We start from the raw sequence: 12,875 nt of genomic DNA, 5'->3' as shown, positions 1-12,875 counted from the left end.
CCTGCCCTGGTTCGTGGTGAGGAGCCGTCGGCGACGATCAGCCGATCGTACGGACCTCGAGGTCGGCCACCGACTCGCCCCCTCGCACGGTCACGAACCGGCCGAAGCCCGCCGCCGCCAGGCCGTCGAGCTGGTTGGTGAAGTTCTTGGCCTTCTTCTCGAGGCGCACGCGTCGCTCGCCGCCCGCCAGCAGCGCTCGCTGCAGGGCGAGCAACTCGACCGGTTCGACCTTCTTGTCGTAGAGCAGCGCGAGACCCTCGTCGCCGTCTGCCTCGAGGGTCACCAGGTCGACGAGGCGTTCGAACCCCAGCGAGAAACCGGCCGCGGGCACGTCGCTGCCGAGGAAACGACCGATCATGCCGTCGTATCGACCGCCGCCGCCGAGCGAGTAGGGCACGTCGGGGTGGGCGATCTCGAAGATCGTGCCCGTGTAGTAGCCCATGCCACGGACCAGGGTCGGATCGAACCGGAGGGTCGATCCCGGCAACGCCTCACGCAGCGCGACCAGGTCGGCGAACGCCGCGCGGTCGAGCCACGGCGCGTCGTCGGCCTCACCGGTGGCCCAGGAGGCCCCGGCGAGCTGGGTGAGCGCCTCGCCGAGACCGGGAGTGGTGACTCCGAGGTCGACGAGTTCGGCCACGACGCCGTCGACGCCGATCTTGTCGAGCTTGTCGACGACGATCAGCGCCTGGTCGGTGAGCGCTTCGGGCACGTCCCAGTGCGCGAGCATCGCCAGCAGGATGCGGCGGTCGTTCACGCGGATCGTCGTCCCGGTGAGACCGAGGGCGTCGAGCACGGCGGTCGTGGCCTGGATCAGTTCGATCTCGGCCAGGGGCCCGGCCTCGCCCAGGACGTCGATGTCGCACTGGACGAACTGGCGGTAGCGCCCCTTCTGCGGACGCTCGGCCCGCCACACCGGGGCGATCTGCACGGAGCGGAAGACCGTCGGCAGCTCGGCTCGGTGCGACGCGTAGAAGCGTGCGAGCGGCACCGTGAGGTCGAAGCGGAGCCCCAGATCGGCGAGTCCGAGCACGCTCTCGGCCGACCGCAGGTCGTCGAGGTCGAGGCCCCGCCGGAGAACGGCGAAGACCTGCTTCTCGTTGTCGCCCCCCAGGCCCGAATGGAGGCGCGAGCTCTCTTCGACGACGGGCGTCTCGATCTCGTCGAAGCCGTAGGAGCGGTAGACGCCCCGGATGACCGAGAGGACGCCCTCGCGTCGCCTCTTGTCGGCGGGCAGGTGGTCGCGCATGCCGCGCGGCGGGTTGACGGGGGTCGGCATGAGGACATCATCCCAGAGACGTCGAGTCCCCGACGTCGGGACCGACTTGCAGGCATGTCACATTCTACGTTAGGGTTTCTTCGGGTGGTCGGCGCGAATCGGGTTGCGTGTCGGTCACACCTCGAGGCCCTCCCTTCCCTGCGGTGAGGGCCCGGGCCGGGTCGGGCGCCATGCGCTCGGCCCGGCTCCGATTCACCGGACACCCTGCCGAGACCATCAGGCCCCTCCCCCTCCGTGACCCGAGCCAGCCAGGTCAGCGCTGAGGGACGCGCGAGACCAGGATCTCAACCGCCTGCTTGTACGCCGCGGAAGCTCGACGTCCGTCACCCGAGACGATGGCGTCGTACTGCAGACCGAAGAGCGCATCGACGAAGACCCGCGCCGCGACCTTGGCCTCCGCCGGCGGCACCGCGTTCGCCGAGAGCCAGTCGGCGACGTGGTCGACCCACCGACCGACCGCCCCGCGGGCGGTGCCATCGGCCTCGCCCGCCACGGTCTCGAGCAGAGCCGCCTCAAGCTCGAGGCGATGCAGGTCACGTCCCCGCTCGGTGGAGACGTCGTGCCAGACCTTCGCCAGGTGCTTGCTGAACGCCTCGCGATCGAGCTCCGAGACCGCAACCGTGAGCAGGGCGTCGTTGCGGGCGACGACGGCACGGACGATCTCGGCGACGAGCTCTGCCCGGTTGCCGAAGTGGTAGACGAAGACGTACGTGCTGACCCCGAGAGCCTCGGCCAAGGTGCGGAACGACACGGTGGCGAGGGAACGACCCCGGAGGTGCTCGAGGATCTGACCGAGGAGTTCGGGCTTGCGGGTGGGATCAGGCTTGCGAGGCATGGTGCCGCTCCTTCGTGCCGACGAGTCGTACTCGCCCTGCGCGGTCGCCGTCGTCGTAGTGGACCATAACAGACGTCTGCCGTGGCCGACCGGTCGGTCGACCGACAGCCTCAGCGCCCTCGGGACGCCCCGAACCCGGACGATCGGCGGACCGACATGTCGTCTTTTGACATGTCAGGACTCATCCTCTACATTGATGACACCACTCAGTCTCCGCCGGGTCGCTGCCCCTCGGGCCGATCCGCTGGTGGACGAGCGCCGGCCTCGCCGCTCATTCGGGTTGAGCAGGCGACGCCGAGGTGCCCCCTCATTCGGGTTGAGGGGGCACCTGCTCGTCCGGGGCGTCCTCAGATGCCTCATGTTCGGACGATTCGTGCTCTGCCGGTCCCGCCTGGGCCGGTCCAGTCTGGGCCGGTCCAGTCTGGGCCGGTCCCGCCTCGGCCGGTCCAGTCTGGGCCGGCCCCGCCTCATCTCGCCGAAGCAGCGTCTCGCGTTCGCGCACGGCCGCCCGAAGGGCACGCTCGGCGTCGATGCCACGGTCGGTGGCGTCGTCGACCCGCGCGAGCAGTGCCCTGCCCCAGGCGAGCTCGCTCGACCCGGCTCGGGCGACGGGGTCGTCCGAGTCCGACGTCGAGGTCGAGGTCGAGGTCGAGGTCGGCACATGATCCGCCGCAGGCCGTGCCGCGCCCGCGGCCGCCCGACGCGCGTCGAGCTTCTGGGCCCGGGCGAGAGCCGGCTGCCCGACCGGCACACCGTCGTAGGCACTCGTCCGCTGCGACTTCTCGACGGCCTTCGCCGCCGACCAGAGACGGACGATGTCGTCGACCCCGTCGGCCCGGTCGGCCCCGAACACGTGAGGATGACGCCGCACGGTCTTCTCGGCGACGTCGTGGACGACGTCGGCGAGCTCGAACGACCCCGAGGAGGCGCGCGCAGCCAGAGCGCTGTGCAAGACCACCTGGTAGAGCACGTCCCCGAGCTCTTCCCGGAGGTCGTCGACGGTGCCGTCCTCGATCGCCTCGACGAGTTCGTAGGTCTCTTCGACGAGGTAGGTCACGAGGGATCGAGGGGTCTGCGCCCTGTTCCAGGCGCACCCGCCCTCGTCGGCAAGGAGGGCGTCGACCACGCCGACGAGCTCGTCGAGTCGGGCACCTGCCCCGGGCTCGAGACCGCCTCGCGCCTCCTCGTCCGGGGTGCCGCCCGCCCGCCGGGTCGACACGGTCAGTTCGCCGCGGCCGTGTCGGTCGCCGGACGGGCGACCGGGGCGGAGTAGATCGCCGACAGGAGCTGCTCGACCCAGACGATCAGCTCGTCGTCGCTCGGCGCCTGCCCGTGAGCGCGCGGCAGGGGCACGCTGACGGCGTTCGCCTGCGCGAACCACCGCGCACCCGGGTACATGCGCTGCAGCCGGACCTGCATGCTGTCGGGCAGATCGATGCCGGCGACACGCAGGTTGCTGCCCATGACGACCACCTCGCTGAGGCCTGCCTTCTGGGCCGCGCGGCGCAGGCGCGAGACCTCGATCAGGGCGAGCACGGGTGCCGGGGGCTCGCCGTAGCGGTCGGTGAGTTCGTCGAGCACCGAGTCGATCTGGTCGTCGGTCGAGGTGGGCGAGCTGGCCGTCGAGAGCTTCTGGTAGGCCTCGAGGCGCAGTCGCTCGCTCTCGACGTACTCTTCGGGCACGTGGGCGTCGACCGGCAGTTCGAGCCGCAGCTCGGTCTGCCCCTCGGCGACGTCACCGCGGAACGAGCTGACGGCCTCACCGATCATGCGCAGGTACAGGTCGAAGCCGACACCGGCGATGTGCCCGGACTGCTCGCCGCCGAGCAGGTTGCCGGCCCCGCGGATCTCGAGGTCTTTCAGGGCGACCTGCATGCCCGCGCCGAGCTCGTTGTTGGCGGCGATCGTCTCGAGCCGGTCTTGGGCGGTCTCGCTGAGCGGCTTGTCGGCGTCGTAGAGGAAGTACGCGTAGCCGCGCTCTCGGCCTCGACCCACCCGACCGCGCAGCTGGTGCAACTGGCTGAGCCCGTACTTGTCGGCCCGGTCGATGATCAACGTGTTGGCGTTGGCGATGTCGAGGCCGGTCTCGATGATGGTGGTCGAGACGAGGACGTCGAACTTGCGCTCCCAGAAGTCGACCATGACCTGCTCGAGCGTCGACTCGGCCATCTGACCGTGGGCGACGGCGACGCGGGCCTCGGGCACCAGCTCGGCGATCTGGGCCGCGATGCGGTTGATGCTCGACACGCGGTTGTGCACGTAGAACACCTGCCCCTCGCGGAGCAGCTCGCGCCGGATCGCCGCGGCTTTCTGTCGGTCGCTCTCGGGGCCGACGAAGGTCAGGATCGGGTGGCGGTCCTCGGGCGGGGTGGCCAGGGTCGACATCTCGCGGATGCCCGTCACGGCCATCTCGAGCGACCGCGGAATCGGGGTCGCCGACATGGCCAGGATGTCGACGTTCGTCTTGAGCTTCTTGAGGGCGTCCTTGTGCTCGACGCCGAAACGTTGCTCTTCGTCGATGATGACGAGGCCCACGTCCTTGTACGAGATGCTCTCGCTGAGCAGCCGGTGCGTGCCGATGACCATGTCGACCGTGCCGTCGCCGAGCCCGGCGATCGTCTCTTTCGACTCTTTGGCCGTCTGGAACCGGCTGAGGCTGCGGAGGTGCACGGGGAATCCGGCGAATCGGTCGCTGAACGTGTCGAAGTGCTGCTTCACGAGCAGGGTCGTCGGCACGAGCATCACGACCTGCTTGCCGTCTTGGATGGCCTTGAACGCCGCGCGGACGGCGACCTCGGTCTTGCCGTAGCCGACGTCGCCCGAGAGCAGGCGGTCCATCGGGATCGGGCGCTCCATGTCGGCCTTGATCTCGTCGATGGTCGTCAGCTGGTCGGGGGTCTCGGCGAACGGGAAGGCCTCTTCGAGCTCGCGCTGCCAGGGGGTGTCGGGCGGGAACGCGTGGCCCTTGCTCGCCATGCGGGCCGAGTACAACTTGACGAGCTCGACGGCGATGTCGCGGACGGCCTTGCGCGCCTTGCCCTTGGCGGCCGCCCAGTCGCCGCCACCCATCTTGCTGAGCGACGGGGCCTCACCCCCCACGTAGCGGCTGAGCAGGTCGAGCTGGTCGGTCGGGACGTACAGCTTGTCGCCGGGATAACCGCGCTTCGAGGGTGCGTACTCGAGCACGAGGTACTCGCGGGAGTGCTTGACCGCGTTCTTCCCGCCGCTCGACACCTCGCGACTGGTGAGCTCGAGGAACTTGCCGATGCCGTGGGTCGAGTGCACGACGACGTCGCCCGGCTTGAGCTGCAGGGGGTCGACGACGTTCTTGCGTCGGGTCGCGAGCTTCTTCACCTGACGCGAGTCGTAGTTCGCCGAACGGCCGTAGAAGTCGGACTCGCCGAGGACGGCGATCTTGGACTCGAAGAGCTCGAATCCGGCCTCGACGCCACCGGCCACGAGGTGGACGACACCGGGTTCGAGGGTGTCGGGCAGGTTCTCTTCGAGGCGCGCGGCGACCTCGCGCTCGGCGAGCACGTCGCGAGCACGCTCGACGAGGCCTGTGCCGCGGGCCGTGACGACGACGGACCAGCCGTCACGCACGCGCTCGACGACGTGCTCGAGGGCTCCCTCGGCGTGGCCGCTGAAGCTCGGCACGACGGCGGCGTCGACCCGCACGTAGTCACCGGCCGACGCGACGGCCTCGTCGTCGGACAGGACCTCGCCCGAGTCGAAGCCGCTCATCGTGAACCACGACCTGTCGCCGGCCGCCTCCCGCAGGTCGCGGAGGCTGAGGAAGTCGCCCGAGTCGAGGTCGATCGGCGCCTCGGCACCGGCGGTCGCGGCGTTCCAGGCGGCCGACAGGAACTCGCGGTTGGTGTCGGCCAGACTCTGCGCGCGCGACACCACCCGCTCGGGCGAGAGGACGACGATGGAGGCGCCGGCCGGAAGGTAGTGCGTCACCGGCACCAGCCGGTGCACGAGCGCGGGCGCCAGGCTCTCCATGCCCTCGACCGGGATGCCCTCGGCGATCTTGGCGAGCATCTGGGAGAGGCTCGGGAACTCGTGCTGCATCTCGCGGGCGCGTTGACGGACGGGCTCGGTCAGCAGCATCTCGCGGCTCGGAGGCAGCTCGACCGACGAGACCTCGCCGTCGAGGCTGCGCTGGTCGGCCACCGAGAAGCGACGGATCTGGTCGACCTCGTCGCCGAAGAAGTCGACGCGGACGGGGTGCTCGGCCGTGGGCGGGAAGACGTCGAGGATGCCGCCACGGACGGCGAACTCGCCCCGGCGGGTGACCATGTCGACCCGGGCGTACGCCAGGTCGACGAGATGGACGGCGATGCCCGAGAGGTCGTGCCCGCGTTCTCCGACGGTGAGCCGCACGGGGTCGAGCTCGACGAGGTTGTCGCTGAGCGGCTGGAGAGCCGCGCGCACACCGGCGACGACGACGATCGGCCGCACGGAGCCGGGCGCCTCGGCCGCCTCGCGCTGCCAGATGGCGAGGCGTCGCAGGGCGTGGATGCGCTTGCCGACCGTCTCGGCGCTGGGGCTGAGGCGTTCGTGCGGCAGGGTCTCCCACGCGGGGAACTCGATGATCTCGGCCTCGGGCAGGTAACTGTCGAGCGACCCCCGGACCGCCTCGGACTCGCGGCCCGTGGCGGTGACGACCAGCATCGCCTGCGGACCCTCGCGACGGTCGAGCAAGCCCGCGAGCAACGGGACGCGGAGGCCGTCGACGACCGAGAAGTCGGTGCTGCGAGCGGCCCGGTCGAGGGCCGCGGAGAACGTGGAGGCGCGCGAGAGCGCCTGGATCAAGCCCGCGAGTATCACCCGCACGATGTTACGCGGCACCACCGACACCGCGGCCGGGGTTCGCTGACGGCGACACCGGGACAGGGCCCGAGGCGGGCGGCATCCGGCGAGCCGGTCAGCTCTTCGCGGTGTGGAACTTCAGCTGGGCTGCCGTGAGCCCGTCGGTCGCGATCATCTCGACGGCGTCGGCCGCGTCACCGATCAGGAACGGCAGCTCTTTGCGCTCGGTGGACGAGAAGTCCTTGAGGACGAAGTCGGCGGCGGGTTGCCGGCCGGGGGGACGGCCGATGCCGACCCGCACCCGGGTGAACTCGTTCGAGCCGGTGGCGGCGATAATGTCGCGGATGCCGTTGTGGCCGCCGTGGCCACCACCGTGCTTCAGCCGGACGACGTCGAAGTCGATGTCGAGTTCGTCGTGGACGACGATCAGCCGCGACACGTCGAGGTCGTAGTACCGCAGGAGGGCCTGCGTAGGCCCGCCCGAGACGTTCATGTAGGTCGCGGGCTTGGCCAGCACGAAGCGAGGGCCGCCGGGGGCGGTGCGCCCCTCGGCGACCGTCGCGTTCGTGCGATGGTTCTTGAAGCCGGCGGACAGACGGTCGGCCAGTTCGGCCAGCACCATCTGCCCGACGTTGTGCCTGTTGCCGGCGTAGCCGGGCCCGGGGTTGCCGAGCCCGACCACGAGCCACTGGTCGTCGAGTGCCATCGTCGTGGTCGTCGTTCTCTCAGTGGGTCTGCGCCGGCAGGGTGTTCGGGGTGTGCCGTGTTACTCGGAGCGCTCTTCGTCCTCGATGGAGTCGACGTCGCCCTCGGCCTCGGCGGCCTCGCCGTCCTCGTCGGAGACCGCGTCGGTCGTCAGGTCGAGCTGGGGCACCGAGACGGCGAGCACGAGGGTCTCGGGCTCGCTGACCAGGGTCGCGCCCTTGGGCAGCACGAGGTCGGCAGCCGAGACCTGGGCGCCTTCTTCGAGGCCCTCGATCGAGACGACCACGTTCTGCGGGATGTGGGTGGCCTCGACCTCGAGCTCGACGACGTTGAGCTCGACGACGTGGATCGTGCCGGGAGCCGACTCGCCCTCGACGTGCACGGGGACCTGGACGGTGACCTTCTCGCCCTGGCGGACGACGATGAGGTCGATGTGCTCGATGGTCTGCTTGACCGGGTCGCGCTGGATGTCCTTGACGAGGGCGAGCTGGTTCGTGCCCTCGATGTCGAGCGTGATGACGGCGTTGGCGCGACGCGTGATCAGCATGGTCTCGTGACCGGGCAGCGTGACGTGCTGAGGGTCGGTGCCGTGGCCGTAGATGACCGCGGGGATCTGGTCGTTCGCACGGATCTTGCGAGCCGCGCCCTTGCCGAAGCTGGTGCGCACGAGGGCGCTGAGGGTGTTCTGGTCGGACATGTCGTCTCCTTGCAGGGGCCGCGAACGGCCCGGGGGTGTGTGGTCGGTGTCAACTCGAACGCGCATCGCGTGAGGAAGGACCCGCAACCCGAGGGGCGCCGCCCGAGGGACGATCACCGCTGCACGAGTGGTGCCTGAGCACCGAGCGCCTGCCTACCGCGTCGATCACGGGTGCCGGAGCACCCCTCGCCGAGGTTCAGCTACCTAGGCTACACGTCGGCCGGGCGTGTCGCCAACCCGCGCCTCCTCGGTTCGTCCGCCCGCGAGGGCGCCCTCGTCCGCCCGCCAGGGCGCACGGTCAGTGCTCAAGCTCGCCGCGTCGCACGGCCTCGAGGTGGGCCACGACGGCCGCCACGACGTCGTCGGGGCCGGGACGCACGTCGACCTCGAAACCGGCCTCGTCGTCGGCCAACGGCTCGAGGGTCGCGAACTGCGACTCCATCAGCCCGGGCGGCATGAAGTGCCCCTTGCGCTCGCGCTGGCGACGGGCGACGAGGTCGCGCACGCCGGTCAGGTGGACGAACAGGAGGCGCGGGTCGCCTTCGCGCAGGACGTCGCGGTACGCCTTCTTCAACGACGAGCAGGCCACGACCACCGAGTCGTCGCCCGCCGCGGCGATGCGGTCGGCGACGATGTGGAGCCACGGCCACCGGTCGTCGTCGTCGAGCGGGTGCCCCTCGGCCATCTTGCGGCGGTTGGCCTCGGGGTGCAGGTCGTCGGCGTCGACGAACGGGATGCCGAGGGTCTCGGCCAGCAACTCGCCCACCGTCGACTTGCCCGATCCGGAGACCCCCATCACGACGACGGGCGGGAAGGGAGCGGGGTGGGGGTGGTCGGTCACGGACGGCCTTCGATCGGGGAAACGGTTGCGTCAACCCTAGGTGAGCCGCCGCCGAGGGGTACGGACGGTGCCTGTCGGACGCTCGGCGTCGAGGCATAGTCTGCGGGCACCACCGACCGAGAAGGAGGCACCGTGACCGAACACGGAGCAGCATCGCAGTCCACCGCCCAGGCGAACATCGGAGTCGTCGGCCTGGCCGTCATGGGCTCGAACCTGGCGCGCAACCTCGCCAGCCGCGAGGGCAACACGGTCGCCGTCTACAACCGCTCCCCCGAGCGCACCGACACCCTGATGGACGAGCACGGCGACGCGGGGTTCATCCCCTCGAAGTCGATCGAGGACTTCGCGGCCTCACTGCAGAAGCCGCGCACCGCGATCATCATGGTGCAGGCCGGTCGCGGCACCGACGCCGTCATCGACCAGCTCGCCGACGTGTTCGACGAGGGCGACATCATCGTCGACGGCGGCAACGCGAATTTCCAGGACACCCGCCGACGGGAGGCCACCCTCAAGGAGCGCGGACTCAACTTCGTGGGCGCCGGCATCTCGGGTGGCGAGGAAGGCGCCCTGAAGGGTCCGTCGATCATGCCCGGCGGCTCGAAGGAGGCCTACGAGACGCTCGGCCCGATCCTGGCGTCGATCGCGGCCGTGGCCGAGGGCGAACCCTGCGTCACGCACGTCGGAGCCGACGGCGCGGGCCACTTCGTCAAGATGATCCACAACGGCATCGAGTACGCCGACATGCAGCTCATCGCCGAGTCGTACGACCTGCTGCGCCGGGTCGGCGGCCACGAGCCCGCCGCCATCGCCTCGGTCTTCGAGGAGTGGAACAAGGGCGAACTCGAGTCGTACCTGATCGAGATCACCGCCGAGGTGCTCCGCCAGACCGACGCCAAGACGGACGGCCCGCTCGTCGACTCCATCGTCGACCAGGCCGGCTCGAAGGGCACGGGCGTCTGGACCGTGCAGAACAGCGTCGGGTTGGGCGTGCCGGTCGGCGGAATCGCCGAGGCCGTCTTCGCCCGGGCCGTGTCGTCGAAACCCGCCCAGCGCTCGGCCGTGCAGAAGACCCTGCAGGGACGGCCCACGATCCAGGAAGCCGGCGACGGCTTCGAGGACGACGTGCAGAAGGCGCTCTACGCCTCGAAGATCGTCGCCTATGCCCAGGGCTTCGACGCGATCATCGCCGGTGCCGACGAGTACGACTGGGACATCGACAAGGGCGCCATCGCCAAGATCTGGCGCGGTGGCTGCATCATCCGCGCACAGTTCCTCAACCGCATCGTCGATGCCTACGAGAAGGACGCGTCGATCGCGACCCTGCTCGAGGACGACTATTTTGCCGCGGCCGTCCGCGACGGCGAGGACGCCTGGCGCCGCATCGTCGCCAAGGCCGCCCTCTCGGGCATCCCCGTGCCCGGGTTCGCGTCGGCCCTGTCGTACTACGACTCGCTCGCGTCGGAACGCCTGCCCGCCTCGCTCATCCAGGGGCAGCGCGACTTCTTCGGGGCACACACCTACCAGCGCGTCGACGAAGAGGGCACGTTCCACACCCTCTGGTCTGGCGACCGGTCCGAGATCGAGACGGAGCCGTCGACCCACTGACGGATGCCCCGGGGGCGCTCACCGCGCCTCCTGCGTTCTGACGGGCGTGCCCGTCGATGCGGTGCCGCTGCGGCGGCCGGCGTCGACGGGCACGCCCGCTCGTCGTCCCGCCGCAGCGGGCCTCGGGGCTCCCCCACGCCACCCCGCCCACGTCGACAACTCAGGAGAACGACCACCGGAACGGCCCGCAGGAGGCGCAGCGCAGCCGAACTCCGGAGTTGCCGACCACGACGAAGCGGCAGCACAAGCCGAGCCGGGCCGCCATGGCGACGGGACGTTCCGCGTCGCGCGCAGCAGGACCCCACACCACTCCGCCCGCGTCGGCAACTCAGGAGAACGACCACCGGAACGGCCCCCAGGAGGCGCGGCGCAGCCGAGCTCCGGAGTTGCCGACCACGACGAAGCGGCATCGCAAGCCGAGCCGACCCGAGCCACCACTGCGATGGGCCGGCCCGGCTCGCGCACCGCGCGGCTCCACGCCACCCCACCCCCGGGTCGGCAACTCAGGCGAACGACCACCGGAACGACCCGCAGGAGGCGCGGCGCAGCCGAACTCCGGAGTTGCCGATCACGACGAAGCGGCATCGCAAGCCGAGCCGAGCCGGGCCGCCACTGCGATAGGACAGACCGGGCGCGCCACGCAGCCCCCACACCACCCCGCCCACGTCGACAACGCAGGCGAACGACCACCGGAACGGCCTGCAGGAGGCGCGGCGCAGCCGAACTCCGGAGTTGCCGACCGCAGACGAGCGGGCCGGGCCGGGCTGAGCGGGGGTGACTGGGGTGGGAGACCGGGCAGGGCGGAGCGGCCGGAAGCGGGCGCGGTCAATCGGCGCCGCCGGACATCGGGGCGGCCGGAACAGTGCGGGCAGGATGGGGCTAGGCGGCAGCACCGGACGGCGGGGCGGCCGGAACAGCGACGGGCGGGATGGGGCTGAGCGGCGGCGGCGAGGCGACCGGCGAGCGTCAGCGGGGTGGGGCTGAGCGGCGGACGGCGAGGCGGCCGGCCGAGCGTCAGCGGGGTAGGGCTGGGCGGCGGCGCCGGACGGCGGGGCGACCGGCCCAGCGTCAGCGGGGTGGGGCTAGGCGGCGCCGTCGAACATCGAGGTGACCGAGCCGTTGTCGAAGACCTCGTGGATGGCCCGCGCGATCAGCGGGGCGATGGGGAGGATCTCGAGCTTGTCGAACTTCTGGTGCTCGGTGAGCGGCAGGGTGTCGGTGACGACGACCGAATCGATGAACTCGCTGTTGAGGATCTCGGGGGCGGGGTCGCTGAAGACCGCGTGGGTCGCGGCGACCACGACGCCGATCGCGCCGGCGGCCTTGAGCGCCTCGGCGGCCTTGACGATGGTGCGACCGGTGTCGATCAGGTCGTCGACAAGCAGGCACACACGACCCGAGACGTCGCCCACGATCTCGTGGACGGTGACCTGGTTCGGCACCAGCGGGTCACGACGCTTGTGGATGATGGCGAGGGGGGCGTCGAGCTTCTCGCTCCAGATGTCGGCGACGCGGACGCGCCCCATGTCGGGCGAGACCACGGTCAGGGTGGTGTTGTCGAGCTTGGCGCGGAAGTGCTCGAGCAGCACGGGCATGGCGAAGAGGTGGTCGACCGGGCCGTCGAAGAAGCCCTGGATCTGCGGGGCGTGCAGGTCGACGCTCATGATGCGGTGCGCGCCGGCCGCCTTGAAGAGGTCGGCGACGAGCCGGGCCGAGATCGGCTCGCGACCACGGCCCTTCTTGTCTTGCCGGGCGTACGGGTAGAACGGTGCCACGACGGTGATGCGCTTGGCCGAGGCCCGCTTCAGCGCGTCGACCATGATCAGCTGTTCCATCAGCCACTCGTTGATCGGGGCCGAGTGCGACTGGATGACGAAGGCGTCCGAGCCGCGGACGCTCTCGTCGAAGCGGGCGTAGAGCTCGCCGTTGGCGAAGGTGCGGGCGTCGGTCGGGATCAGCTCGCTGCCGAGCTCGGCGGCGATCTGGTTGGCCAGTTCGGGGTGCGCACGCCCCGAGATCAGAACGAGTCGGTTCTCGCCGGTGATCTTGATTCCGGACACGTCACTCGCTCTCCGGCCCCGAGGGGCCAACCCGACCG

9 protein-coding genes are annotated in these 12,875 nt (G+C 70.4%); 1 reads left to right on the top strand and 8 read right to left on the bottom strand.

Annotated elements, in window-relative coordinates; translation table 11 throughout:
* Nucleotides 1-37: 37 nt before the first annotated feature.
* From hisS to SJY14_RS05790, 7 genes are all read right to left on the bottom strand, one after another.
* A complete protein-coding gene (gene hisS, locus SJY14_RS05820) occupies nucleotides 38-1,279 on the bottom strand; it encodes a histidine--tRNA ligase (RefSeq protein ID WP_071257014.1) in 1,242 nt (413 codons plus the stop codon).
* A gap of 253 nt (nucleotides 1,280-1,532) precedes the next feature.
* Nucleotides 1,533-2,114 (bottom strand): TetR/AcrR family transcriptional regulator, encoded by a 582-nt coding sequence (locus tag SJY14_RS05815; protein WP_396600048.1) that lies wholly within the window; start codon nucleotides 2,112-2,114, stop codon nucleotides 1,533-1,535.
* Between the two features lie 307 nt (nucleotides 2,115-2,421).
* Complete coding sequence (locus tag SJY14_RS05810) at nucleotides 2,422-3,333, bottom strand: MazG nucleotide pyrophosphohydrolase domain-containing protein (RefSeq protein WP_071257012.1); 912 nt, start codon at nucleotides 3,331-3,333, stop codon at nucleotides 2,422-2,424.
* A 2-nt stretch (nucleotides 3,334-3,335) separates the two neighbouring features.
* Complete coding sequence (gene mfd / locus SJY14_RS05805) at nucleotides 3,336-6,947, bottom strand: transcription-repair coupling factor (RefSeq protein ID WP_071257049.1); 3,612 nt, start codon at nucleotides 6,945-6,947, stop codon at nucleotides 3,336-3,338.
* Nucleotides 6,948-7,044: 97 nt separating this feature from the next.
* Nucleotides 7,045-7,635 carry an aminoacyl-tRNA hydrolase gene (gene pth, locus SJY14_RS05800; protein WP_043597796.1) on the bottom strand — a complete coding sequence of 197 codons (591 nt, stop codon included), beginning with the start codon at nucleotides 7,633-7,635 and terminating at the stop codon, nucleotides 7,045-7,047.
* Nucleotides 7,636-7,695: 60 nt separating this feature from the next.
* Nucleotides 7,696-8,331, bottom strand: a complete 636-nt coding sequence (locus SJY14_RS05795; protein WP_071257011.1) for a 50S ribosomal protein L25/general stress protein Ctc — start codon at nucleotides 8,329-8,331, stop codon at nucleotides 7,696-7,698.
* A 298-nt stretch (nucleotides 8,332-8,629) separates the two neighbouring features.
* Nucleotides 8,630-9,172, bottom strand: a complete 543-nt coding sequence (locus SJY14_RS05790) for a gluconokinase (protein WP_255364304.1) — start codon at nucleotides 9,170-9,172, stop codon at nucleotides 8,630-8,632.
* Between the two features lie 201 nt (nucleotides 9,173-9,373).
* Here SJY14_RS05790 and gndA point away from each other — a divergent pair, with 201 nt between their 5' ends.
* A complete protein-coding gene (gene gndA, locus SJY14_RS05785; RefSeq protein WP_071257047.1) occupies nucleotides 9,374-10,777 on the top strand; it encodes an NADP-dependent phosphogluconate dehydrogenase in 1,404 nt (467 codons plus the stop codon).
* A 1,082-nt stretch (nucleotides 10,778-11,859) separates the two neighbouring features.
* On the opposite strand, the gene SJY14_RS05780 is transcribed toward gndA, so the two are convergent.
* Nucleotides 11,860-12,837, bottom strand: coding sequence for a ribose-phosphate diphosphokinase (locus SJY14_RS05780; protein ID WP_055974200.1), 978 nt, complete (start codon nucleotides 12,835-12,837; stop codon nucleotides 11,860-11,862).
* Nucleotides 12,838-12,875: the final 38 nt, after the last annotated feature.

Origin of the sequence: Frigoribacterium sp. R86507 (genome assembly GCF_044597695.1) — a bacterium.
Taxonomy (GTDB): Bacteria; Actinomycetota; Actinomycetes; order Actinomycetales; family Microbacteriaceae; genus Frigoribacterium.
The sequence above is the reverse complement of the archived record's forward strand: the minus strand, read 5'-3'. Positions and strand labels throughout refer to the sequence as shown.